Origin of the sequence: Erysipelothrix rhusiopathiae, from assembly GCF_900637845.1 — a bacterium.
GTDB lineage: Bacteria > Bacillota_I > Bacilli_A > Erysipelotrichales > Erysipelotrichaceae > Erysipelothrix > Erysipelothrix rhusiopathiae.
Genome location: NZ_LR134439.1, coordinates 386828 through 411927 on the forward strand (window position 1 = coordinate 386828; position 25100 = coordinate 411927).

The following is a 25100-nucleotide window of genomic DNA, read 5'->3' on the forward strand; positions in this document are numbered from 1 at the left end:
ACTTTTTGGTTGTACAACTACAGGAAGTTATTTATTTCTTTCTTCTGTGTTTTAATATTAGTGAAGACTATAGAGTCTGAAGGAGGAAACATGAATCGATTTTTTTCTATAATCTTGGTTTTTTGTCTATCAATTGCTTGCATGGAACAAGTTCTTACAACAGAAATTAGAGCAGATGAAGTAATTGAATTTCCAACTAATGCACAGGTATGGAACGAAGAGGAAACGAGTTTAGAAAAATATATTCCTATCACAACATTCCAATCAAGTGTTGATAAACCACACCGTCGATCTAAAAGAGCAATACCATTATGGATTGTACCTGCAATTTCATGGTGTATTTCAACTAATTGTATCCAGGGGATTAATACTCTAGTTCAGAGCGCTCTTCGTACTCCTGGTAAATGGAATATGCTTTGGAATCGAATAGAATCCTTATGGAATAATCGAAATTCTTAAGCAAGAAAAAGACCCACGATACAGTGGAGTTGTCAAACATAAGTAGACATTAATAAAAGACTAGAAACCCTTATCCATTTTATATTGGATAGGGGTTTTGTAATTTAAACAATAAGCAGGTCTTTCAAAATTAAAATAATGTACATATTCTTCGCTAAAACTTTCAAAGTTATCTACGGACCAGTATTGATAATCACACGCCATTTCTGTTTTAATCCATCCATTTAATGATTCGATAATTGGATTATCTGTAGGTGTTCCAGCTCGCGACATAGATCTAATTATGTTATGATTTTCATGCGCTTTAGCGAAAGCTTTAGAGTGGTAGACAGCTCCTTGATCTGTTTGAAGAATCGTGGGAGCTGTTTTTTTATTATCCTTAAGTAGCGCAAGGAGATCCTCGAGACACTTGTAGTAAGGCTTAGGATCACCAGTTGTACGCGATAATGCAGAACTTATAATTTCATTGTTGAAGGTATCAACCATTAAGGTCCATTCATAATTAATCCCTTTGTTTCGAATATGTGTCATATCTGAAACAATAATTTCCAAAGGTTTTGTTGCCTTCCATTGATTCTTTATAATATTGGGATAAATTCGACTTTGTGTTCCAGATTTTTTATAGGAATAGTGTTTAACTTTTGATTTAATATTTAAAAACTTGCAGCACTTGTGGATTAAATTATCTGAAAATTTAAACCCTAAATCACTTTGCTTTCTCATGACTGCAGCGATATCATGGTAACCATAACTTGGAAAACGGCGATGCCAGTCTTTAATCACAAAGCTAAGAATCGCTCTTTTTTGTTCATAAATATTGAGATCATTCTTATGCTTTAACCACTTGTAATAACCAGATCGGTTCAAATTCATAAATCTAAGAATGAACGTAATCGGATGTTTAAAAGATAAGTCATATGCTATTTGGAATTCTTGTCTTTTAAAGTAACGAACGCCTTGTTTACACCAACTCCTTTCACCTGGTACCCTTTTTTAATCGTGCAATCTCAATATCTCGTTTTAGAATTTCGAGTTGAAGTCGTTCGACCTCAGTTAATGATTTCCTGTCTTTTTCTTGTTTTTTAAACCCTCTTTACCATCGCGCATGAATCGATCAATCCACCCATTAATCGTTCCTTTAGGACTTGTGATAGTTTCGCAGCACTTATATGTTCATCAGTATAACGTGTAACGACTTTAATGCGATCCTCATAAGTCCATTTATTATTTAATCCACCTTTGGGTCTTCCCATCATTAATCCCTCCGTTTTATCTTTGATTTTATTATTACACAAAAAAAGTAGACAAGTCTTTTTTACTTGTCTACTTTTAGTTTACTACTCCACGATACAGTGGGTCTTTTTAGGATCCAAAAAAGAAAATTAAGGAAGCAATCATAAAGGCAATTAAAATCCAGTAGATAAGCATCGCTACCACTTGCTTTTTTGTATCGCTCCATTCTTTTGCATCGACGTAGAAAATCGCAATACATCCGATAACAACTTCCAATAATACTTCTAACATCGTTCCCCTCCCATAATAGATATATTATAAAGCATAGGTTTATGAAATCGTTATCCACTCGATCATTTTTTAGTAAATTTAAGATATGCGTCCAAGGCATTCACGGTCGTTACGGTTAGATTCTGTGGTAATTCATCAAGGGGAAACCAACCCATACCACCCAATGCGTCGGGTTCCATTAAACATGGATTGCCATCGGTAATGTGCGCAAGATATGTTGGTGCAACATAGTGCACGGCTTCTTCAATCAAAATATGATTGGTCGCACACAAAAGCTGATCCAATTGGATCTCTAGATTTAATTCTTCTTTAATTTCGCGTTTTACCGCATCTTCCAAGGTTTCATAGAGTTCAACTTTTCCACCAGGTAAACTCCAGTGATCTTTCTCTGGATTTTTTTTTCGTAAAACAAGCAGGACTTCACCTTCTTGCATAATCATGGCACCTACGCCAACACGGGGTTCATTTTGTATCATCAGGATCTCCTTGTTATTACTTCAAGTATACCGCATCTTAAATTGTTTGTGAGTGAATATCACGAGTTCGGGCAAGGGTAAACGGTGAGAGGGGTACTTTATCCATGCACTCTTTGGTATAATAATAAGAGAACGTTTCAAGCTTACTTGAAATGAATGAGGAGGATCTATGGACTTAAATACAAAAGTAGAATCAGTTTTTGAAGATTATAAACGTGATTTGGAACGCCTTGTATCCATCGCAAGTGTTCTTGACGAAGAAGGTCAAAAACCATTTGGACAAGAAATCCAAAAAGCACTTGAAGAAGTGTTAGCGATTGCGAAGGAAATGGGCTTTAATACATTTATCGACCCAGAAGGCTATTACGGTTATGCGGAAATTGGTGAAGGTGAGGAAATGTTTGGTGTGTTGGGACACATGGACGTTGTACCTGCCGGAAATCTTGCATCATGGAATACGAATCCTTTTGAATTGGTTGAGAAAGACGGCATGTTGTTTGGACGTGGGACTTCTGATGATAAGGGACCAACTTTAGCCGCTATGTATGCATTAAAAATGTTGTTGGATGAAGGGAAATCTTTAAACCAACGTGTTCGCTTTATCTTCGGTACGGATGAAGAATCCTTATGGCGTTGTATGAATGCTTATGTTGCGAAGGAAGAACTTCCAACTCAAGGATTTACACCAGATTCATCATTCCCATTGATTTATGCGGAAAAAGGGTTGATTGAGTTTACTCTCACAACACATCAAATTACCGACATTCAATTTAATGGTGGTGGTGCCTTGAATGCAGTACCGGCTGAAGCATCAACGACATTTGATCCTGAAGTGGTGAAAGCCTTGGATGAATTGGGTTATCCTTATGAAATTAAGGATGATGTGATTACCGTTACGGGTAAAGCGATGCATGCACAAGTTGCCGATCAAGGTGAAAATGCAATTACGCATTTAGCTCATGCATTGTATACAGCGGGAAAACGCAGTGAAATGATCGATTTTATTGTGGAAAAATGCTTAGATCCAAATGGTAAACTCATCTTTGGTGACGTTTATGATGATGTATCGGGTAAATTAATGCTTAATGTTGGGAAAGTAAGTTTTAAAGAAAACATCCAAGAAATTGGAATTGATATTCGTTTCCCTGTTACTTATCCAAAAGAAGAAGTCGAAACAAATCTTAAGAAAGCAGCACACGCACATTCTGTTGTCGTGGAATTGTTTGACTATCTAAAATCCATTTATGTGGAAAAAGATTCTGAGTTTATTCAAAGTCTCATGGGTGCATATCAAAGTGTTACAGGGGATATGGAATCCGAGCCGAAGACAAGTGGTGGTGCAACCTATGCACGTGCTATGGATAATGTCGTAGCATTTGGTGCAATTTTACCTGGAGGGTTGAAGACAGAACATCAACCAAACGAATGCATTAGTATTAAAGATATGAAAGTTGCGATGGCGGTTTATGCGCAAGCATTCTTAAATCTTGTTATTGAATAAATAGAACTTAGTAGGGGAAAATAAAAGTATGAGTGAAACAAAAAAACGTTTTAAAATGCCTACGTCTTATACAATCGTGTTTTTTGCTTTAGTTATCACAGCGATATTGAGTTATATTGTGCCTCAATCGGTTTTTGATAAAGAAGCGGGAAGTATTGTATTTAACGCAGCATTTGGTGAACACGGTGAGATTATCCGTGGTGTGGGTCTAAGACCGTTTGGATTTTGGGATGTCTTAATGGCTCCAATTCAAGGATTTCAAGCAGCAAGTGATGTTGCTGTTGGGATCTTATGTGCCGGTGGTTTCTTAAATGTGTTAAATCATGTCGGCGCTTTGGATGCGGGTATTGGTCGTATTCTAGAGCGTTTTGAAGGAAATATCTTAATTGCAGTGATGATGTTTATTTTTGCTGTATTAGGAACTTCATTTGGCTTCTGGGAAGAAATTACAGCGTTCTCAGTTGTTATTGTGCCAATGTTTGTTCTTGCGGGATATGATGTAATGACTGGTTTGGGTGTTCTCTTTATCGGGGCAACAATTGGTAATATGTCCAGTCTTGTAAACCCATTTTCAACCGGGGCTGCTGTTGCCGCAATTGGAAATCCAGATCTTACAATTGGATCAGGAATTGTATTACGTTCAATTATCTTCTTAGCACTTTATGTTGTTGGGACGATTTTAATGATTCGTTATGCATCACGTGTTAAAAAGAATCCTGAAAAATCAGTATTGGCTGATTGTGAAGGTGTGAATACACTTGTGGATAAAAATGAATCTTTACCTGAGTTCACGACACAACGTAAATGGTCAGCGTTGGTATTAATTCTAATCGTAGTTGTCATCATTCTGGGATACTTCCCTTGGGAAGAAATTGCAGGTGTTGGAGTTGCGAATGCGGTGAACAGTCCATTTACAGCTCTTGCGAAAGTGCCAGTATTGGGATCAATTCTGGGAGCAGGTCATGTTTCCAGACTCGGTACATGGGGATTTAATGAGTTTGCGTTCCTCTTTGTATTAGGAGCATTCTTACTCAAATTTATTAATAAAATGTCCGAGACAGAATTCTTAGATGTATTTATTGACGGAATGAAAGATTTATTTGGTGTTGTGGTTGTGCTTGCAATTGCACGTGGTATCGCAATTATTATGGGAAGTTCAAGCGAAGGGATGTCAATTACCTTCATCTATTGGATTTCAGGAGCATTAAGTGCAGTACCAACTTGGGTCTTTGGTTTATTTGCGATTGCTTCTTATGTTTTAATTGGTGTATTCCTTCAATCCACAAGTGGTGTTGCTGGGATTTCAATGCCAATTCTTGGAGCCGTAGCTTCCGCAGTGTTTGCGGCAAGTGCTATTGGGGAATCGGGTGGTCAAATAATCTTAATCAGTGCCTTTGTGGCCGGAATTAACTTTATGGCTGCGATTTATCCAAGTGCAACGCTGATGGGAACACTTGAGTTTGTGAATGTTCCTTATGATAAATATCTTAAATTCACACTTCGCATTTTATCAGTCTTATTAATTATCGCTGCGGTTATTATATCCGTTGCCTCCGCAGTTGGATTTGTAAAATAGAACGAGGAAAACATCATGAACTTAAATTTTAAAAAATTCACAGCAGAACATATTCCGGCCTATTACACATGGCGTAATGACCCTGAGGTTGCAATTTTTGATCAGTCTCAATTTCTAAGACCGATGTCTTTTGAAGAAGTTGAAACATGGAGTCAAATTATGGTTGATGGGATGACTTATGTAATCTGTGATGGGGACAAACCGATTGGAACCTGCGCATTTATGAATCTTGATCAACGTAACCGTCATGCGGAACTTGCGATTGTTATTGGAGACAAAGATTACTGGGGTAAAGGCTATGGGAAACTTATTATGGCTCAACTCATTGAGTGGGGCTTTGAAGGGCTTAATCTCAACCGCCTTTATCTTCATGTGTTTGACTTCAATAAACGTGCCATTGCACTCTATGAGAAAATGGGCTTTGTGGAAGAAGGACGAATGCGTGAAATGCTTTATCGAAATGGTAAGTATCACGATGTGCTCTGCTATGGTTTATTAAAATCAGAGTTAAAATAAGAAAAGACGCTAGGAATAGCGTCTTTTTTAGTGGCTTCGATTGTTTTTCGAGAATGTAAGATAAACTCGAATGTTTAAAAGTAATAGTGAAATAAAACATAAGAAGAATAATGGTGGAATGGTCCAAGAAGCAAAAATCGTCTTGCTTATAAAATCGTAGTAAATTCCAAATGGTATAACAAAATGTACGATAAAGGTAATCATAAAGATTATGAAACATAAAGCGATGTGAAGCTTATAATCTCGATAGAGATCAAATATAGATTCGTGATGCATTGAAATCCCCCCTTTGACTTCTTATTCTACACTGTCATCTTTGAGAATACGAACGGAAAGTTCAATAATAAACTCATCTTCAGTTTTAACCGTTATCTCATTAATAAGCAGTTTCTCAAAGAAGGCCTGATCCAGGTTAAAATTATGTTTATCAGCATACATTATCATCGCATCATACCCAATAGATAAGGTATCGTAAGATCCATGATGATAGTAAGTAAGATACGTTCCCCCCGGTTTCTCGTAAAGCTCCACATGCTCTAAATCACCCAGTGAAATTGCATACAAGTAATCTAATTCACGGTATCGCTTTTCAAGAATAGCTTGCTTTGATGTAATTGACCCCACGTAATTGGTAAAGGTGATACCATTATCAATACAAAAATTAACGTAAGCCTTAAGAAAACTGTGAGGATCTGAGCTTACGGTCTGTCTACTTATAATTAAAGACTCCGGTTCGAGGACTTTTACTTCACAAACATTAGCGTTTGAATGCGCCGCTAAATCCATTAAATCCAGTGTATGTTTTATGAAACTTTGACTTAGTTTTAATCTCTGTATCTGTTCATCTATTTTTTGATTTCTTTGTGATAGAATATGAGTAAGGTTCTCGGGGGAACGAACATCCAGATACTCTTTAATATCTGTGAGTGGCATTCCTAAATCTTTAAGGAATGTAATAACAATAAAAGCATAATACTGATGATAGGCATAGTATCGGTAGCCATTTTGATCGGTAAATTCCGGTTTAAATAAATCGATTTCATCGTAGTAAAATAAAACATGTTTCGGTACATGGCATATTTTTGCGAATTGACCGGTAGTAAGTTTATCCTTTTTTATGCTCATTATGCGTTTTCTCCTTGACTATAAGGTTACCTTATACCTTATTATAGTTCAGTTGCAAAAAAATGTACAGGAGGTAAAACTATGAGATTAATTATTAGATATTTAAAGAAATATAAAATGTTGTTTCTTTTAAATATTGTCGCAATTCTGGCCTTTGCGCTTGTTGAGTTGGGAATACCAACAATCATGGGAACCATGATTAATGAGGGTGTAGGAACACAGAATATGGACTTAATTAAGAGCCAAGGTTTCTTGCTCCTTGGAGTTGCCATTCTTGGAGGTTTGGGGACAATCTTACTTAACTATACGTCGAGTCGTATTGCTACACGTATCACTCGCGATATTCGTAACGATATGTTTGAAAAATCTCAAGAATTTTCACACTCTGAGTATAATGAAATCGGGGTATCATCATTAATTACACGTGTTTCTAATGATGTATACCAATTACAATTATTTGTTCAAATGTTATTACGTATGGGGCTACATGCTCCCTTTATGATTTTATTCAGTTCGGTAATGATTTATCGTACCAATCAACGTCTTGCACTTGTGATGGCGGGAAGTGTTCCTTTTATCCTTATAGTAGTAGGCATTGTTGGGAAGCTATCCGGACCCTTAAGTCGAAAACAACAAAAACTTATGGATACACTGAATCGTGTAACCCGTGAGAATATAACCGGTGTTCGTGTTATTCGTGCATTCCGTAAGGATAAACACGAAACAGCACGTTTCCAAAAAATTAATAAAGATTATGCGGATGTATCTAAAAAACTATTCCGTGTTATGTCACGGGCAGAACCACTGTTCTTCTTTATCCTAGAATTATCAGTACTAACCATTATGTGGACAGCATCTGGAATGGTTGAAGCAGGAACGCTAGAAGTGGGTTCAATTGTTGCCTTTTTAGAATATCAATTCCATGCTTTATTCTCATTACTCTTGTTCTCAGTTGTGTTTATCATGTATCCTCGAGCTGCAGTCAGTGCACGCCGTATTGATGAAATCTTGAATACAGAACCAATTATTAAGAATCCTGAAAACGGAGTTCATGAAGGATCTGAAGAAACGTCAATTGTCTTTGATCATGTTGATTTCGCATATCCAGATGGTGAAGCGAATGTTTTAGAAAATCTAAACTTTAGTGCTAAAAAAGGTGAAACTATAGCCTTTATTGGTTCTACAGGTTCAGGGAAATCAACGCTGATTAATCTTATCGTTCGTTTTTATGATGTGACTAAGGGTCGTGTCTTGGTGAATGGTGTTGATGTTCGCGAATGGGATCTATATTCCTTACGTTATAAAGTAGGGTTTATTCCACAAAAATCACTTCTCTTTAGTGGTAGTATTTCTCAAAATATTCGTTATGGGAAAGAATCTGCAGATGATCATGAAGTTGAAGAAAGTGCAGAACTTGCATCCGCTAAGGACTTCATTGAACAAAAACCTGATAAATATAATGAATGGATCAGTGAAGGCGGATCCAATGTATCCGGTGGACAAAAACAACGTCTAAGTATAGCGCGTGCGCTTGTACGTAAACCTGAGATTTATATCTTTGATGATAGTTTCTCAGCGCTTGATTATAAAACGGATGCGTTAATTCGTAAGAATTTAAAAGAAGAAACAAAAGATGCAATTATGTTGGTTGTCGCACAACGAATTAGTTCGATTGTGGATGCAGATCGCATTATTGTGTTGAATGAAGGAAAAATTGTTGGACAAGGGACTCATTTAGAATTAATTAAGAATTGTCCAATTTATATTCAAATTGCAGAGTCTCAATTCAGTGAAAAGGAGATGGCAAAGTATGAAAAGTTATAAAAAACTCTGGCGTTTTCTAAAACCTTATAAACTCAAACTTACAGGAGCTGTCTTATGTCTTCTTGTAGCGGCAATCTTAACGGCTGCTGCGCCGATGATTGAAGGGTTTGTGACGACTCAGCTTGCAAGTGATGTGAAAGATATCAGTTTAAATGTAGCAGGTGCTCACATTCAGTTTGATGTGATTATTCGCATTATTAGTATTCTATTTGTAATTTATGTTACCAATGCATTATCGCGTTTATTTCTTCAATATTTAATTTCAGATGCAATTCAATCAGCTGTTTATGATATGCGTATGGAAGTTAAGAAGAAAATGGAACGACTCCCTGTTAGTTATTTTGATAAACACTCAGCTGGGGATTTAATGGCGCGTATGTCTACGGATATTGAAGCGTTATCGGGTGCACTCCAACAGTCTTTTGCGCAAGTCGTGATGGCTGTACTTGGAATTATTTTTGCGGTCATCCTTATGATTTCCATTGATTTTACGATGGCACTTGTCGGGATCGCAATTATTCCATTAAGTATTCTTGTTGCCCGTTTTATTATGAAACGTTCACAAATACTCTTTACCCGACAACAAGAAGTTTTAGGGAACATGTTCTCGGTAGTTCAAGAGAAATTTACGGGTTTTAATGAAATTAAACTGTATAACTATCAAGAAAATGCGACGGCAGATTTCCGTAAAGCCAATGAAGAATTGTGCGAAAATGGATTTAAAGCAAACTTTTTCTCGGGTTTAATGACACCAAGTGTTTCGATGATTACGTATATTGCGATTGCACTTGCAGTTTACATGGGTGCGATCCGTATTATCGAAGGTGCTATGGCTGTAGGGGCTTTACAAGCCTTTATTCGTTATATCTGGCAAGTTAACCAACCCTTGTCACAAATTACCCAAATGGCTCCAACCATCCAAGCGTCTATTGCGGCGATGGATCGTGTCTTTGAGTATTTAGAAGAACCGGATGATGTCTATGATATCGAAAATCCGATTAAAATTGATGATTATGAGGGATCGGTTTCATTTGAAAATGTTTATTTTGGATACGGTGAAAAAGCAGTTATTCAAGATTTATCCGTTGAAATTAAGCCAGGAGAAATGGTTGCGATTGTAGGACCAACAGGTGCTGGGAAAACAACGATTATTAACCTCCTGATGCGTTTCTATGATGTGAATGACGGATCGATTAAAATTGATGGAATCGACATTCGTGATATGAAACGTGATGATCTTCGTTCACTGTTTGGAATGGTCCTTCAGGACACATGGCTCTTTAGTGGAAAAATTAAAGAAAATATTGCCTACGGTAAACCGGATGCAACCGATGAAGAAATCATCGATGCAGCGAAACGAACCAATGTGCACCACTTTATCACAACCTTACCAAATGGTTATGACATGGTTTTAAATGAAGAGTCCTCAAATATCTCAAATGGAGAAAAACAATTAATTACGATTGCACGAGCACTGTTAAGTGATCCGAAAATCTTAATTCTTGATGAGGCAACCAGTTCTGTTGATACACGACTTGATGCAATGATTCAAGAAGCGATGGCTGAATTGATGAAAGGTCGCACAAGTTTTGTGATTGCGCACCGACTTTCAACCATTAAAAATGCAGATAAGATTCTTGTTGTTAAAGATGGGAATATTATTGAAATGGGAAATCATGATGACTTGATGGCTAAAGGTGGCTTTTATGCAGATCTTTATAACAGTCAATTCACAGATGACCAAGAATAAGAAATAAATATATAGGCTGTTGACCGTGATGTCAGCAGTCTTTTTTTATGCCTATAAATTATATTTTGTGACAATATAAAAATAATTTATAGGCATAAAAACGTTGTATTGGTCGGCTCTGCGTTATCGGCCTATAATGGAGTCAAGTAATGATAGCGCTATCATTCTTTGTATATTTATTTTTGATCATCCCGACACCGGGAAGATGTCAAAACATAGAAAGGGCACAATATGACAAAAGTAATAGATTACAAGAAGATTCTAAAGGAAACGAATACGGAGCCTAAGTTGTTCCAAATTATGGACGAAAACGGGAAAATCGTCAATAAAGATTACTTTCCAGAGTTAACTGATGAACAGATGGTTGAAATGATGGAGGTTATGGTTTGGGGACGTGAATACAACAATCGTGTAAGCATCCTGAGCCGACAAGGAATTATCGGAAACCTACCACCAACTGAAGGACAAGAAGCAGCACAACTAATCAGTCAATACGCATTACAAGAGGGAGACTGGTTATTACCAACATATCGTGATGTGCCACCATTGATTCGTCATGGAATTGAAACACGTCAAGCGATGAACTGGTACAACGGTCATACAGATGGATTCGCATACGATCATTCAATCAAAGCATTTCCACCTCAAGTTATTATTGGAGCACAAATTATCCAAGCCGCAGGAGTTGGTTTAGGGCTTAAGAAAAACAAAAAAGAAAATGTCGCAATGACTTATATAGGTGATGGTGGGACATCACAAGGGGACTTCTATGAAGGATTAAATTTTGCGGGAGTTTACGATGCACCGGTAATCTTTATCGCTCAAAATAATGGATTTGGAATCTCTGTACCACGTAGTTTCCAAACAAAATCTGCGACACTATCCCAAAAAGGGATTGGGGTAGGGATTGCACATCTCTTTGTAGATGGTATGGATCCTTTCGCAGTTTATGCAGCAACAAAAGCAGCACGTGAATATGCTGTTGCGGGAAATGGACCCGTACTTCTTGAGTTCTTAACATTCCGTTATGGACCTCATACATTAAGTGATGATCCACGTCGTTACCGTGAAAACGAACTCGTTGATTCATGGTTACCAAAAGATCAACTCATTCGTATGCGTAAGTTCTTAACTGAAAAAGGACTTTGGTCTGAAGAACAAGAAGCAGCAATTATCGAGAAAACACAAATTGAAGTTAAAGATGCATTGGATGCGTCACGTAAACTTCCTAAACAAAAAATATCAGAATACCTGGCAAATATGTATGAAGTGATGCCACCTTCAATTAAAGAGCAATACGATCTTTATGTAGAAAAGGAGAACGCATAAGATGGCTGTTAAGAATATGGTAGAAGCAATTACGGATGGACTTGAAGTAATGCTTGAAAATGATGAAAAAGTTTTAATTTTTGGAGAAGATGTTGGGAAAAACGGAGGGGTTTTCCGTGCTACCGATGGTCTTCAAGCAAAATTTGGAGAAGATCGTGTTTTTGATACACCGCTTGCGGAATCGGGAATCTTAGGGCTTTCAATCGGTTTAGGTGTTGAAGGATTTAGACCGCTTCCTGAAATTCAATTCTTTGGATTTATTACAGAAGCAATTGACTCCATTACCAACCAAATGGCTCGTATGCGTTACCGTACCGAAGGTCAATTATTTGCACCGATTACGATTCGTAGTCCTTACGGTGGTGGTGTCGCAACTCCTGAAATTCACTCAGATAGTTATGAGGGAATGATTGCACAAATGCCTGGGATGCGGGTTGTAGTTCCATCAAACCCTTATGATGCGAAAGGACTCTTAATTTCATCCATTAAAAGTAATGACCCTGTGTTGTTCTTAGAACACTTGAAACTGTATCGTGGTGAAAAAGTAGAAGTACCTGAAGGGATTTATGAAGTACCGCTTGATAAAGCAAATATTGTTCGTGAAGGAACAGACATCTCAATTGTTTCATATGGAGCGATGGTGGTGGAGGCACGTAAAGCTGCAGATATCCTTGCGGAAGAAGGCATTAGCGTTGAAGTTGTTGACCTACGTACCATTGCACCTTTAGATATGGAAACAATCGGAACATCTGTTTCAAAAACAGGACGTGTATTGGTTGTTCAAGAAGCACAACGTATTGCAGGGGTAGCGAGTCATGTTATGTCTGAAATCAGTGAACGTTTCTTCTTAGACCTTGTAGCTCCTGTATCACGTGTAACAGCGCCCGATACAACATATCCTTTACCACAAGTGGAACAAATTTGGTTACCCAATGCACAGGATATCGTTACATCAGCACGTAAATTAGTACAGGAATATTAGGAGGAACTCATGAATTATAAATTTAATTTACCCGATCTCGGTGAAGGAATTACCGAAAGTGAAATTTTACTTTGGCATGTAAAAGAAGGGGATGTCATTAAAACTGATGATCCACTCTTTGAAGTTCAAAATGATAAAACTACAATTGAAGTGCCATCCCCTGTTAAGGGAACAATTAAGAAAGTTCTTGTGGAAGCAGGAGTCGTAGCGAAAGTAGGTGCTACGCTTGTGGAAATTGAAGTGGATGCTTCAGATTTACCTAAAGATGCGAAACAAGAAGAAACACCAAGTGTTGAAAAAACGGAAGTGGAAACCAAAGTGGCTCCTGTTGTTAGTCAAGGGAAAGCACGAGCAATTCCATCAGTTCGTAAATATGCACGAGAAAAAGGGATTGATATTGCCCTTGTAACGCCAACAGGAAAACATAATACCGTTACAAAAGAAGATATAGATAACTTTACTGGAGAAGCAGGTGAAGTGGCAACGCCACAAGTCACAACACCAAAAGAAGTTGTGAAAGCTCCGGTACAAACAGTGGGTACAGATGGCTTACGTCGTGAAAAAATGACACCAATGCGTAAAGCAACAATGCAAGCAATGGTTCATTCCACATCATCCATCCCACGTGTTACGGTATTTACCAATATTAATGTATCCAAATTGGTGGAACACCGTGATATGTATAAAGATTATGCGAAAGCAGAAGGTGCACGTTTAACGTATACGGCATATTTTGTGAAAGCAGCCGTAACCATGTTGAAGAAATATCCAATCTTCAATGCGATGGTTGATGCAGAAAAAGGTGAGATCATCTACCGTGATGCAATCAATATCGGTGTCGCAACGAATACCGACGCAGGACTTTATGTACCAAATATTAAAAATGCAGATACAAAAAATCTCTTTGAGATTTCAAAAGAAATTGAAACAAATGCACGTTTAGCTCAAGAAGGAAAACTACCAATGGATGCAATGCGTGATGGTTCATTCACAATCACAAATGTTGGTGGGATGTCATCAGATGGTGTTTACTCAACACCAATTATCAATGCACCTGAAGTGGGAATTTTAGGAACCGCGAAAATTGAAATGGAACCATATGTTACAGAAGACATGACTGTCGCAATCGCACCATTTATGAAACTATCCTTTACCTTTGATCACCGTATTATCGACGGTGTGGAAGCACAACATGCTTTAGATGAACTTAAAAAAGTTCTAAGCGACCCAAACAAGCTTGTATTGGAGGGGTAAGAAATGGTAGTTGGAGATTTCGCAAAACAAGCAGATGTCATTGTAATCGGAAGTGGACCGGGTGGTTATGTCGCAGCCATCCGTGCTGCTCAACTTGGAAAAAAAGTTACCATCATCGAACGTGATGAAATCGGTGGCGCATGTCTTAATGTTGGATGTATTCCTTCAAAAGCTATGATTCATGCAAGCAGTGAATATGCAAAAACACAAACAAATACACCATTTGGTTTAAGCTATGGTAAAACAAGTTTTGATATGAAACAAGCAAAAGCTTGGAAAGACAAGGAAGTTGTGAAGACCTTGACTTCAGGCATTGGTGCACTTTTAAAGAAAAACAAAATCGAAATTGTTAAGGGTGAAGCACACTTTATGTCGGAAGATAAAATTCGTGTTGTAAATGACATGGATGTTCAAACATTCTCATTTAAAGATGTGATCATCGCAACTGGAAGTAGACCGATTGAAATACCTGGATTTAAATTTGGTAAACGAATTTTAGATTCTACAGGAGCACTTAACCTCGAAGTTGTACCAAAATCGTTAACCATCGTCGGTGGTGGCTATATTGGTTGTGAACTTGCAGGGGTATTCGCAAACTTGGGTACCGAAGTCACAATTCTTGAAGGTGCGCCAAATATTCTACCGCTTTTTGAGAAAGATTTAAGTGCTTATGTTGTGGATAATTTTAAACAAAAAAATGTAACGATCCATACAAATGTGAAGGCTGAATCCGCAAAAGTTGAAAATGACCTGGTAACAGTCACTTACAGTCAAGAAGGAAAATCAGTTACTCATCAATCTGAATATGTTTTAGTCACCGTTGGACGTCGTCCAAATACGGATGATTTAGGACTTGAGTATGCCGGTGTCACAGTTGGCCAACGTGGACTGATCGAAGTTAATGATCAAGGACTTACAAATGTTGCTCATATCTATGCAATTGGTGATATTATTCCTGGTCCTGCTCTCGCACACAAGGCTAGCTATGAAGCGAAAGTCGTTGCGGAAGTAATCGCAGGAAAAACAGCTGGATTTGACTATACGGTCATTCCATCAGTAAGTTATACCCATCCTGAAATTGCGGTTGTCGGAATGAATGCTGTAGAAGCAAAAGATCAAGGCATTCAAGCGAAAGCTTTCAAATTCCCTTATGCCGCAAATGGTCGTGCGTTATCCATGGATGATACACAAGGATTTGTTCGACTTACTGTAGAGACTGAAACAGGATTTATCCTAGGGGCTGAAATTGTAGGCGCACAAGCAAGTGAATTGCTTGCGGAGCTTACCATGGCAATCGAATCTCAATTAACGGTTGAGGATGTATCGTTGATCATTCATACACATCCTAGTTTATCGGAAATGATAATGGATACTGCAGAATTGGCTCTGGGTTATCCCATCCATCTCTAGAAAGGGTCATGATGAAAAAAATATTTGATAAAGGATTTGGAATGAAAATACTGAATGGGGTGGCGATAGGTTCGGTTGTAGTTTTGATTCCTGGTGCCTTGCTTAATGAAATCTTTAAAGCGCTCTTACCCATTTTTCCACAAGGTCAATTTGTTTTAACGGCAACATCTTTCGGAATGATTCTCATGGGTGTTGTGATTGGTGTGGCTGTTTCAATGATGTTTAAGTTTACGCCAATTCAAACGGCATCAGTAGGGATGGCAACCGCATTCGCATCCGGTGGATGGAAACTTGCGGAAGATGGAACGTTTATGCTTAAAGGCAGTGGTGACATTATTAATATGGCACTTACCGCAACCTTTGCAGTAATCTTAATCCTTGCGGTTGCAGATAAATTTAAAGCATATGCCATGCTATTAACACCAACGCTTGTATTAATTGTTGCGGGTGGTTTGGGAATGATTACACTCCCATATGTTCAAATGATTACAGGTGCAATGGCACACTTGATCAGTAACCTTCTTCAGCTACAACCACTTCTCATGTCGATACTTGTATCCATGATCTTTGCGATGATGATTGTTTCCCCACTCTCTACAGTTGGGATTGCGCTCGCAGTTAACTTATCCGGTGTTGGATCAGCAGCAGCCAATGTGGGAATTTGTGCAGCTGCATTTGGTCTTGCGATTACAGGTTGGAAATCAAATGAACTTGGAACAAAAATTGCTTTAATGTTAGGTTCACCTAAAATGGCGATGCCTAATGTTATGAAAAAACCAAAAATTATGATTCCTGTTCTATGTAATGCGGCACTAAGTGCTATTGTGGTTGTTTTACTTAATCAACAAGGTACGCCCATGTCAGCGGGATTTGGGATTAGTGGACTCATAGGACCCATCAATGCAATTAACCTTGCTGGTGGATGGACTTTAGGGAATATCATCAATGCAGTTCTTGCCTTTATGATAATGCCAATCGGTCTTGCGATTGTATTCAGAAAAGTCTTTACTGAAGTGAAGCCGATTGTAGCAGTGGATGATTATCATATTGAGGTACAATAAATGAAAAATTTTGTAGAATTGGAGGCACGTTTAGTACGAGAACGCATGACGCAAAAGCGTCTTGCGCTTGTATGTGCGGATGAAGTGAATACACTTGAAGCAGTCATCGATATGGAAGAACGTGGGTATATCAAACCAATTCTTCTGGGAAATAAAGAAGCAATTCAAGATGTAATTCGTGAAAACAATCTTGCGGTGAATTACGAAATTATTCATTGTGATCAACCTCGCGAAGCAGCTCAAAAAGCAGTTGCACTTGCGAAAGCAGGAGAAGTTGATCTCATTATGAAAGGGTTAATTCAAACCAGTGATTTATTATCCGCGGTTGTAAAACGCGAAACAGGGATTCGCGAGCAAAAAGTGCTATCACACGTTGCGCTTGTAGAAATTCCATTTAAAGAAACGATGTATATTATGAGTGATGGTGGCATGATTCCTACACCTAATTTTGATCAAAAGGTAGGGATCATTGAAAACAGTATTCAACTTGCTCACGCTTTAGGGATTGAAGAACCTAAAGTAGCATTGTTGGATGCTGCAGAGCATACGAATCCTCATATTCAATCTTCCGTTGATTCAGAAACCTTAAGTCAACGTGAATGGGAACATGCAATTGTGGAAGGACCTATATCCCTCGATCTTGCTGTATCAAAATATGCTGCAGAGATTAAAAAATGGGATGGTCGTATCCAAGGTGATGCCAACATTCTTATTACTCCAGATATTATAAGTGGAAATATTTTGGGTAAAGTTGGAACACTTTTCACCGATGGGAAAATGGCGGGTGTAATTCAAGGTGCGAAAGTGCCCATAATTTTAACATCTCGCGGTTCAAATCGTGATGAAAAAATTAACTCAATCTTACTTGCGTGTTCGATTGCGAAAGGGGATTTATAATGTATATTCTAGCAATCAATCCTGGGGCCAGCTCAACAAAGTTCGCACTATTTAATGACGAACAGGAACTCATGCGTGATGACCTAAAAATACCTTTAGAAAAAGTAGAATCTTATAAAACTTTAGAAGATCAATTGGAAGACCGTTATGTTTCAATTTATGATGCGTTGGTTGATCATGGATTTGATCCAAAAAAAGTTGAAATTGCAGTGGGGCGTGGCGGTATTTTGCCACCGGTTGAAGCCGGTGCAATTGCAGTTACCGACACACTCATTGATTACCTCTTACATAAAGCAGAAGTCATTCACCCTGCAAACTTAGGTGCTTCGATCGCTCAGAAATTTGTAGATCAAGCAGAAAACTGTACGGCGTATATTTACGATCCGATCTCCGTCGATCAAATGGATCCAATTGCCCGTATCTCTGGGTTAAAGGGTATTGAACGTAAAAGTATTGGACACATGTTAAATTCGCGTGCTGTTGCCATAGAACACGCGAAATCCCTTCAAACTCCTTATAACAAACTCAACATGATTGTTGTCCATGCTGGTAGTGGTATTACTGTCACAGCACACAAACAAGGTCGTATGATTGATCTTGTCGGTGATGATGAAGGTGCTTTTTCACCTGAACGAAGTGGTGGTTTACCCTTACGTCCCTTTATGAATCTATGCTATAATAATGACAAGGAAGCGGTTACAAAACTAACCCGTCATCAAGGTGGTCTTATCTCATATTTTGAGACCAACGATGTCCGAAGTGTCGAAGCAATGATTGAAGAGGGTCATGATGAAGCAGCGCTCGTTTTAGAAGCAATGGCTTATCAAATTGCGAAAAGTATCGGTACGCTAAGTACTGTGCTTGAAGGCAAGGTTGATAGTATCGTGATCAGTGGGGGATTTGCACGTTCGAATCGAATGATGAATTGGATTGAAGAACGTGTATCGTTTATTGCACCGGTTGCGATTTATCCGGGAGAATTTGAACTTGAAGCACTCGCTTCGGGAGGATTAAGAGCATTTCATAAACTCGAAACCACTCATTATTTCGAATAGAATTAAGAGGTAGCTATGGAAATTAGAGAGTTGAAATACTTTATTGCTGTTATTGAAGCAGGGAGTTTTACTGCTGCCGCTAAAACGTTACACATGACGCAACCTGCCCTCAGTTGGAACATCAAACAACTTGAGGCGAAACTTGAAACGCAACTCATTGAGCGTACTCAAACTGGCGTCAGTGTAACAGAAAGTGGGCAAGTGTTTTACGATGGTGCGAAAGATGTTGTTGCACATCTCAATCGCTTGGATCGATTAATGAAGTCTGAAGCACAACGCATCCGCCGTAAAATTCGATTTGGACTTACCATCCTTTCTTCCATTAACTATATGGATCAATTCCAAGGATATGTCGGCAAATATCCACAAGTAGAATTAAATTTTGTGCAACGTGGTTCTAAGGAAATTCAAGACATGCTCATCCAAGATAAATTGGATGCTGCTTTAATTTCAGAACCTATTTACTACTCAAAACTTGAAGAAAATGCAAAGCGTTTGGAAGGGTATTACTATGATGTTGGTGTGGTGGTCGCTAAAGATCATCCGCTTGCTAACCGTGAACGCCTAACGCTTCGAGATATTATGACGGAATCTTTTGCACTAGTCTCAGATGCCTATGCAATTGGTCAAGAAGTACCACGTCGTTGTAAAGAACTTGGCTTTATTCCGGCAATCAATTATCGTAATGACAACTGGGAAGTAGTATTGGAACATGTCGCTGCATATGGTTCTGTGACAATTCTTCCAGTAGATCTCCAACATATCATTGCACGTGATGATGTGGAGTGGATTGAGTTGGATGACGAGATCAGTCGTTTTCATCTACAACTTGTAATTAATTACGATAAAACAAACGTGGATGAGTATGCAATATTTCAAAATTTATATGAAGAACTGATGGTGAATCATTAAAAATATAATCCCAATCTTAGTAATAAGTTGGGATTTGTTCTTTAATCATGAAAGTCGGGCTTTAATAGTGGGATTTTTCGCTATGAATGAAGAGATTTACTCATAAAACTTAGTAAAATAACCGATTTCAACTATCTTTCAATGAAGGAGTGAAAAAATATGTTATGGTGAGTGCGTATTGAAACATATAATGATTTGATGCAATAGATTTTTTTTATTAAAAGGAAAAGGGGTAAAAAATGAAATATGCCAAATTAGTCATCAATCGAGTACTTATGATTTTAATCGTATTAGTGCTTTTGATTACAAGTTTTTCAAAGAACGGATTCTATACAGTTTCAGCAAATGAACAGGAAGAACTGTTTCCTTTTAGAGGGAATAAACTCCAAAATCCTTATTTGAGATATGGCCCAAGTGATACATCAATACCGAATTGGGTTATCAGTTCGACAAATAATATACTTTCTGGTGAAAAAAGAGGTACAATAAGTAAAACCTCAAAAAATGGATTTAGGGATATCGGTATGCCTAACTATCTCGTGGGGACTCAAAATAATTCGGATACATCCACGTTTAAATCTAAATCATATAGAACATCAGAATCATCATCAAATGCAGCCGCCGCATTTATGTTGTTTGGACAGACCATGAAACTACAAGCTAACCGTGAGTATTATTTTAGAGCGGAAATAAAAAGTTCTAATGGTAATAATGACGGGGTTTTAAATATATATCCTGGCGATCGAACCTCGGGTCCAAATGTACTTGCTTCGCAAAAATATAGTGTTGGTAATAAGATGATGATTGTGAGTCTTCCTTTTACACCAACAGGCGATGGAAATGTCACGGTTTCGTTACGTCATTTTGCAAACGCAAAGCAAGATACACATTTAGAAATACATCGTATGGGATTTTTCCTGAAGGATGATTATTTAATTCAAGAAGAAGCTCATGCATTGTTTAATGACAGTGAATTTAAAGAACTTGTCGGTAAAGATACTGCTGAGATACAAAAAAACATTGATGCAATTCGTTCTAAGATTACAGCGTCAGACAATCCATATGCCGAAGATGTCAAAGAATATGTAAATGGATTACTTAATAAAGCACAAACATTGTTAGATCAAGCTAAAAGTATCGAAGCGTCGATTAAGGATACTTACGAAAATTTTGATGAAAAGGTTTTAAAAGGAGACGTAACTCAAGATACAATTGACGAACTCAAAAAAAGAATTGAAGAAGTTTCAAGTCCCGGACTTAAAGAGAAACTAAACAATGATTTAAAGGAAGTTGAACGTGTTTATGATTTACAAGTGTTAAAACCAGTTCTAAAAGAAGAACTTGAAAAGAAAGCAAACGACGCAATCAAAGAAATTGAAGACTTAAAAAATGTACCAGAGTCTGAAAAGCAAGAAAAAATTGAAGCAATTCAAAAAGAATTAGAGAATGTTAAGAAGGTCATCGATGATGCGAAAACGCGTGAAGATGCTACGGATGCAAAGGATACTTCTTCAGGAAATATTGATAAAATTATTAGCGATGTAAGCCTTGTAGATCGTAAAAACGAATCAAAATCGGAACTTGATAAAAAAGCTGAAGATGCTAAGAAAGAAATTGATGCGTTACCAAACTTAACAGAAGATGAAAAGCAAAAAGCTAAAGATGCGATTGATCAAAAAACAAAAGATGGTAAAGATGCAATTGATCAAAGCACGACACCCAAAGATGTCGAAGATGCAAAAAACACGACCGATACATCGGTAAAAGAAACTGTTGATCAAAGTGTCTTACAGGATGCTAAAAATAAAGCGAAAAAAGATTTAGAAGCGAAAGCTGATGAAACGAAAAAATCGATTGATGCACTACCTGGAATTTCCCAAGAGGCTAAAGATAAAGCCAAAGGTGAAATTGAAAATGCGTTGAATAAAGGGCTTGAAGGGGTAGAATCCGGCGAATCTGTTGATGTTATTAATCAAGTAGTAACGGATACAAAAACTGAGATGAATGCAATAAAAGATGCAATCATTAAAGAAAACGATGATACCATTAATGCACTAATCAATGATAAAAAAGCCATCTTGAACGCTGAAGCAGAGAAAGCGAAAGAAACAATCGATAAACTTGAAAATGTATCACAAACTGAAAAAGATGACGCGAAGAAAGCAATAGATAGAGCGGTTACAGAAGCTTCAAATGAACTGGATAAAGCAACAACACCTTCAGATATTGATTCGATTTATAACCAAGGAAAAGGTATTATTGATAAAGTTGTTATAAAAACAGAACTTGCTGATGCTAAAATTGATGCAATTAATGTATTACAGAAGAAATCTGAAGCAGTCCGTGATGCGATTAATTCGATGGAATCATTAACAGATGATGATAAAAATGCCGCAAATAATGAAATAAATCAAACGTTAGAACAATCTATACAACGTATTAATCAAACTCAAGATGTTAATGTTTTACCTGAAAATCTACAAATAGGTATGGACGAGCTTGATGCGCTATTGGTCAAGTATGAACAAATAAATTCTGATAAATTTAATAATCAAAAGGAAAATTTAAAAACAGAACTTGATAAAAAAGCTGAAGATGCTAAGAAAGAAATTGATACGTTACCAAACTTAACAGAAGATGAAAAGCAAAAAGCTAAAGATGCGATTGATCAAAAAACAAAAGAAGGTAAAGATGCAATTGATCAAGGCACGACACCCAAAGATGTCGAAGATGCAAAAAACACGACTGATACATCGGTAAAAGAAACTGTAGATCAAAGTAACTTGCTGGATGCAAAAAATAAAGCGAAAAAAGATTTAGAAGCGAAAGCTGATGAAACGAAAAACGCGATTGATGCACTACCTGGAGTTTCCCAAGAAGCAAAAGATAAAGCTAAGGGTGAAATTGATGACGCTCTAAATAAAGGAATTGAAAATATTGCATCGGGTAAGAGTGTAGAAGATGTTAATAATGCTGTTTCCGAAACAAAAACGGAGATGGATGCAATAAAAGATGCGATTACTAAGGAAAATAATGATAGTATCGATGCATCAATTAACGATAAAAAATCACATCTTGATGCTGAAGCGAAAAAAGCCAAAGAGGTAATCGATAAACTCGAAAACTTATCACAGACCGAAAAAGATGATGCCAAAAAATTGATTGATGAAACGGTCAGTGACACATCAAAAGAACTTGATAAAGCAACAACACCTTCAGATATCAATACAATTTACAATCAAGGTAAAACTGATATTGGAAATGTTGTGGTAAAAGCAGAACTTGATGATGCCAAAATTAAAGCCGTTGCCGATTTAAAAGCTAAAGCGGATGAAGTTCGAAAACAAATTGCAGATAAACCGTCACTTTCAAATCAACAACGCAAAGAAGCAAATGATGAAATTAATAAAACACTTACGGATGCAATTAAGCGTATTGAAGACACAACTGTGATTACTGATGTTCCTGAAAATTTAAAAACAGGAATTGATGAATTAGATGCAATTGAACAAAAATATGAAGCAAAAAATAATGAAAATTTAGATAAGAAAAAAGAAGATTCTAAATCTGATTTAGACAAAAAAGCTGAAGATGCTAAGAAAAAAATTGATAAGTTACCTAACTTAACAGATGATGAAAAGCAAAAAGCCAAAGATGATATTGATCAAAAAAATCAAGATGGAAAAGATGCGATTGATCAGTCAAACGATCCAAAAGAAATTGACAAAGTGATTGATACGACGGATAAAGGAATCAACGATATTGTTGACGACAATAAACTTCTTGATACAAAAAATAAAGCAAAAGATGACCTCGATAAAAAAGCTGAAGATGCTAAGAAAGTAATTGATAAGTTGCCAAACTTAACAGAAGATGAAAAGCAAAAAGCTAAAGATGATGTTGGTCAAAAAACAAAAGAAGGTAAAGATGCAATTGATCAAGGTACAACGCCAAAAGATGTTGAAGATGCAAAAAACACAACAGATACTGCGGTGAAAGACATTGTAGATCAAAGCACATTACAAGATGCAAAAAATAAAGCGAAAAAAGATTTAGAAGCGAAAGCTGATGAAACGAAAAACGCGATTGATGCACTTCCTGGTCTTTCTCAAGAAATTAAAGATAAAGCCAAAGGTGAGATCGATAACGCTCTAAATAATGGACTTGAAAATATTGAAACAGGTAAGTCTATCGAAGATGTTAATAAAGTTGTTTCCGAAACAAAAACAGAGATGGACGCAATTAAAGATGCACTCATTAAAGAAAATTTCGAGTCACTTGAAAAACTTAAAGATGATAAAAAAGCAAATTTAAATGCTGAAGCTGAGAAAGCTAAAGAAACAATCGATAAACTTGAGAACTTATCACAAGCTGACAAAGACAAAGCGAAGAAAGTTATTGACAAAACGGTCAATGATGCTTCAAAAGAACTTGATAAAGCAACAACACCTTCAGATATCAACACAATTTACAATCAAGGTAAAACAGATATAGGAAATGTTGTGGTAAAAGCAGAACTTGATGATGCCAAAATTAAAGCCGTTGCCGATTTAAAAGCTAAAGCGGATGAAGTTCGAAAACAAATTGCAGATAAACCGTCACTTTCAAATCAACAACGCAAAGAAGCAAATGATGAAATTAATAAAACACTTACGGATGCAATTAAGCGTATTGAAGACACAACTGTGATTACTGATGTTCCTGAAAATTTAAAAACAGGAATTGATGAATTAAATGCAATTGAAAAGAAATACGAAGCGAAAAACACAGGCAATTTAGACAAGAAAAAAGAAGATTCCAAATCTGAACTTGATAAAAAAGCTGAAGATGCTAAGAAAGAAATTGATACGTTACCAAACTTAACGGATGATGAAAAGCAAAAAGCTAAAGATGAGATTGATCAAAAAATAAAAGATGGTAAAGATGCAATTGATCAAGGTACGAAACCCAAAGATGTTGAAGATGCAAAAAACACAACAGATACTAAGGTGAAAGATATTGTAGATCAAAGCACATTACAAGATGCAAAAAACAAAGCTAGAAAAGATTTAGAAGCAAAAGCTGATGAAACGAAAAAAGCGATTGATGCACTACCAGGAATTTCCAAAGAGGCAAAAGATAAAGCCAAGGCAATGATTGACTCAATTCTCAAAAAAGGCTACCAAAGTATAGATTCTAGTGATTATCTTTATGAAATCGAACGATATGTTCAAAATTCAATAAAAGATATGCATAAAGTGCTTGAATCACTAAATAAAAAAGAGAGTGATCTCGGACCTTTAGGTGTAAATGATTCCCATACACCTGCTATAGGAGCTCTAATAGCCATATTTGGTTTGGCTTTCACTTTATTTGATCGAAAAAAGTATTTTTTTAAAAAATAACTATGTAAAAACTTATTACGTTTATTAATAATTATAGTTTTTCATTGAACATAAAAAAGAACTTC

21 protein-coding genes are annotated in these 25100 nt (G+C 37.0%); 15 read left to right on the top strand and 6 right to left on the bottom strand.

Going from position 1 to position 25100, the window contains the following annotated elements; all coding sequences use genetic code 11:
• Positions 1–90 precede the first annotated feature (90 nt).
• Positions 91–459 (top strand): hypothetical protein, encoded by a 369-nt coding sequence (locus EL194_RS01875; RefSeq protein WP_003774709.1) that lies wholly within the window; start codon positions 91–93, stop codon positions 457–459.
• A gap of 60 nt (positions 460–519) precedes the next feature.
• On the opposite strand, the gene EL194_RS01880 is transcribed toward EL194_RS01875, so the two are convergent.
• From EL194_RS01880 to EL194_RS01895, 4 genes are all read right to left on the bottom strand, one after another.
• Positions 520–1383, bottom strand: a complete 864-nt coding sequence (locus tag EL194_RS01880) for an IS3 family transposase (protein ID WP_126345100.1) — start codon at positions 1381–1383, stop codon at positions 520–522.
• A gap of 158 nt (positions 1384–1541) precedes the next feature.
• Positions 1542–1715, bottom strand: coding sequence for a hypothetical protein (locus EL194_RS08545; protein ID WP_164762397.1), 174 nt, complete (start codon positions 1713–1715; stop codon positions 1542–1544).
• A 106-nt stretch (positions 1716–1821) separates the two neighbouring features.
• Positions 1822–1983, bottom strand: a complete 162-nt coding sequence (locus EL194_RS01890; RefSeq protein WP_003774714.1) for a hypothetical protein — start codon at positions 1981–1983, stop codon at positions 1822–1824.
• Positions 1984–2045: 62 nt separating this feature from the next.
• The gene (locus EL194_RS01895) at positions 2046–2459 is read right to left on the bottom strand and encodes an NUDIX hydrolase (RefSeq protein WP_003774716.1); all 414 of its coding nucleotides are present in this window, start codon (positions 2457–2459) and stop codon (positions 2046–2048) included.
• A gap of 169 nt (positions 2460–2628) precedes the next feature.
• Between EL194_RS01895 and EL194_RS01900 the strand changes: the two genes are divergently transcribed.
• Genes EL194_RS01900 through EL194_RS01910 form a run of 3 tightly spaced genes read left to right on the top strand, consistent with a single transcriptional unit; the run spans position 2629 to position 6052 of the window.
• Entirely contained in the window at positions 2629–3960 is a 1332-nt protein-coding gene (locus EL194_RS01900) for a Sapep family Mn(2+)-dependent dipeptidase (protein WP_003774718.1), read from the top strand.
• A gap of 28 nt (positions 3961–3988) precedes the next feature.
• Entirely contained in the window at positions 3989–5536 is a 1548-nt protein-coding gene (locus tag EL194_RS01905; RefSeq protein WP_003774720.1) for a YfcC family protein, read from the top strand.
• Between the two features lie 15 nt (positions 5537–5551).
• A complete protein-coding gene (locus EL194_RS01910; protein ID WP_003774723.1) occupies positions 5552–6052 on the top strand; it encodes a GNAT family N-acetyltransferase in 501 nt (166 codons plus the stop codon).
• Between the two features lie 27 nt (positions 6053–6079).
• Here the strand turns inward: EL194_RS01910 and EL194_RS01915 are convergent, their stop codons facing one another.
• Both EL194_RS01915 and EL194_RS01920 read right to left on the bottom strand, forming a co-directional pair.
• Positions 6080–6328 carry a hypothetical protein gene (locus EL194_RS01915; RefSeq protein ID WP_126345102.1) on the bottom strand — a complete coding sequence of 83 codons (249 nt, stop codon included), beginning with the start codon at positions 6326–6328 and terminating at the stop codon, positions 6080–6082.
• A 21-nt stretch (positions 6329–6349) separates the two neighbouring features.
• A complete protein-coding gene (locus EL194_RS01920) occupies positions 6350–7177 on the bottom strand; it encodes a MerR family transcriptional regulator (protein WP_003774725.1) in 828 nt (275 codons plus the stop codon).
• Between the two features lie 81 nt (positions 7178–7258).
• On the opposite strand from EL194_RS01920, the gene EL194_RS01925 reads away from it, so the two are divergent.
• From EL194_RS01925 to EL194_RS01975, 11 genes are all read left to right on the top strand, one after another.
• Positions 7259–9001, top strand: a complete 1743-nt coding sequence (locus tag EL194_RS01925; RefSeq protein ID WP_003774728.1) for an ABC transporter ATP-binding protein — start codon at positions 7259–7261, stop codon at positions 8999–9001.
• On the top strand, positions 8988–10751 hold the full coding sequence (locus EL194_RS01930) for an ABC transporter ATP-binding protein (RefSeq protein WP_003774730.1): 1764 nt from the start codon (positions 8988–8990) through the stop codon (positions 10749–10751). The genes EL194_RS01925 and EL194_RS01930 overlap by 14 nt, the downstream gene beginning before the upstream one ends.
• Before the next feature lie 231 nt (positions 10752–10982).
• On the top strand, positions 10983–12080 hold the full coding sequence (locus EL194_RS01935) for a thiamine pyrophosphate-dependent dehydrogenase E1 component subunit alpha (protein WP_003774732.1): 1098 nt from the start codon (positions 10983–10985) through the stop codon (positions 12078–12080).
• 1 nt (position 12081) lies between these two features.
• Positions 12082–13062 (top strand): alpha-ketoacid dehydrogenase subunit beta, encoded by a 981-nt coding sequence (locus EL194_RS01940; protein WP_003774734.1) that lies wholly within the window; start codon positions 12082–12084, stop codon positions 13060–13062.
• A 9-nt stretch (positions 13063–13071) separates the two neighbouring features.
• Complete coding sequence (locus EL194_RS01945) at positions 13072–14316, top strand: dihydrolipoamide acetyltransferase family protein (protein WP_003774736.1); 1245 nt, start codon at positions 13072–13074, stop codon at positions 14314–14316.
• A 3-nt stretch (positions 14317–14319) separates the two neighbouring features.
• Positions 14320–15726 (top strand): dihydrolipoyl dehydrogenase, encoded by a 1407-nt coding sequence (gene lpdA, locus EL194_RS01950; protein WP_003774740.1) that lies wholly within the window; start codon positions 14320–14322, stop codon positions 15724–15726.
• An 11-nt stretch (positions 15727–15737) separates the two neighbouring features.
• On the top strand, positions 15738–16787 hold the full coding sequence (locus EL194_RS01955) for a PTS transporter subunit IIC (protein ID WP_126345105.1): 1050 nt from the start codon (positions 15738–15740) through the stop codon (positions 16785–16787).
• Positions 16788–17684 carry a phosphate acyltransferase gene (locus EL194_RS01960; protein ID WP_003774742.1) on the top strand — a complete coding sequence of 299 codons (897 nt, stop codon included), beginning with the start codon at positions 16788–16790 and terminating at the stop codon, positions 17682–17684.
• Complete coding sequence (buk, locus tag EL194_RS01965) at positions 17684–18739, top strand: butyrate kinase (RefSeq protein WP_003774744.1); 1056 nt, start codon at positions 17684–17686, stop codon at positions 18737–18739. Before EL194_RS01960 ends, buk begins: the two co-directional genes overlap by 1 nt.
• Positions 18740–18754: 15 nt before the next feature.
• The gene (locus tag EL194_RS01970) at positions 18755–19651 is read left to right on the top strand and encodes a LysR family transcriptional regulator (RefSeq protein WP_003774745.1); all 897 of its coding nucleotides are present in this window, start codon (positions 18755–18757) and stop codon (positions 19649–19651) included.
• Between the two features lie 239 nt (positions 19652–19890).
• Positions 19891–25035, top strand: a complete 5145-nt coding sequence (locus tag EL194_RS01975) for a DUF1542 domain-containing protein (protein ID WP_003774747.1) — start codon at positions 19891–19893, stop codon at positions 25033–25035.
• Positions 25036–25100: the final 65 nt, after the last annotated feature.

Excerpts from the sequence above, each read along its gene's own strand:
- EL194_RS01875 (WP_003774709.1), top strand. The coding sequence starts at position 91 with ATGAATCGATTTTTTTCTATAATCTTGGTTTTTTGTCTATCAATTGCT.
- EL194_RS08545 (WP_164762397.1), bottom strand. The coding sequence starts at position 1,715 with ATGATGGGAAGACCCAAAGGTGGATTAAATAATAAATGGACTTATGAG.
- EL194_RS01890 (WP_003774714.1), bottom strand. The coding sequence starts at position 1,983 with ATGTTAGAAGTATTATTGGAAGTTGTTATCGGATGTATTGCGATTTTC.
- EL194_RS01895 (WP_003774716.1), bottom strand. The coding sequence starts at position 2,459 with ATGATACAAAATGAACCCCGTGTTGGCGTAGGTGCCATGATTATGCAA.
- EL194_RS01900 (WP_003774718.1), top strand. The coding sequence starts at position 2,629 with ATGGACTTAAATACAAAAGTAGAATCAGTTTTTGAAGATTATAAACGT.
- EL194_RS01905 (WP_003774720.1), top strand. The coding sequence starts at position 3,989 with ATGAGTGAAACAAAAAAACGTTTTAAAATGCCTACGTCTTATACAATC.
- EL194_RS01910 (WP_003774723.1), top strand. The coding sequence starts at position 5,552 with ATGAACTTAAATTTTAAAAAATTCACAGCAGAACATATTCCGGCCTAT.
- EL194_RS01915 (WP_126345102.1), bottom strand. The coding sequence starts at position 6,328 with ATGCATCACGAATCTATATTTGATCTCTATCGAGATTATAAGCTTCAC.
- EL194_RS01920 (WP_003774725.1), bottom strand. The coding sequence starts at position 7,177 with ATGAGCATAAAAAAGGATAAACTTACTACCGGTCAATTCGCAAAAATA.
- EL194_RS01925 (WP_003774728.1), top strand. The coding sequence starts at position 7,259 with ATGAGATTAATTATTAGATATTTAAAGAAATATAAAATGTTGTTTCTT.
- EL194_RS01930 (WP_003774730.1), top strand. The coding sequence starts at position 8,988 with ATGAAAAGTTATAAAAAACTCTGGCGTTTTCTAAAACCTTATAAACTC.
- EL194_RS01935 (WP_003774732.1), top strand. The coding sequence starts at position 10,983 with ATGACAAAAGTAATAGATTACAAGAAGATTCTAAAGGAAACGAATACG.
- EL194_RS01940 (WP_003774734.1), top strand. The coding sequence starts at position 12,082 with ATGGCTGTTAAGAATATGGTAGAAGCAATTACGGATGGACTTGAAGTA.
- EL194_RS01945 (WP_003774736.1), top strand. The coding sequence starts at position 13,072 with ATGAATTATAAATTTAATTTACCCGATCTCGGTGAAGGAATTACCGAA.
- lpdA (WP_003774740.1), top strand. The coding sequence starts at position 14,320 with ATGGTAGTTGGAGATTTCGCAAAACAAGCAGATGTCATTGTAATCGGA.
- EL194_RS01955 (WP_126345105.1), top strand. The coding sequence starts at position 15,738 with ATGAAAAAAATATTTGATAAAGGATTTGGAATGAAAATACTGAATGGG.
- EL194_RS01960 (WP_003774742.1), top strand. The coding sequence starts at position 16,788 with ATGAAAAATTTTGTAGAATTGGAGGCACGTTTAGTACGAGAACGCATG.
- buk (WP_003774744.1), top strand. The coding sequence starts at position 17,684 with ATGTATATTCTAGCAATCAATCCTGGGGCCAGCTCAACAAAGTTCGCA.
- EL194_RS01970 (WP_003774745.1), top strand. The coding sequence starts at position 18,755 with ATGGAAATTAGAGAGTTGAAATACTTTATTGCTGTTATTGAAGCAGGG.
- EL194_RS01975 (WP_003774747.1), top strand. The coding sequence starts at position 19,891 with ATGAAATATGCCAAATTAGTCATCAATCGAGTACTTATGATTTTAATC.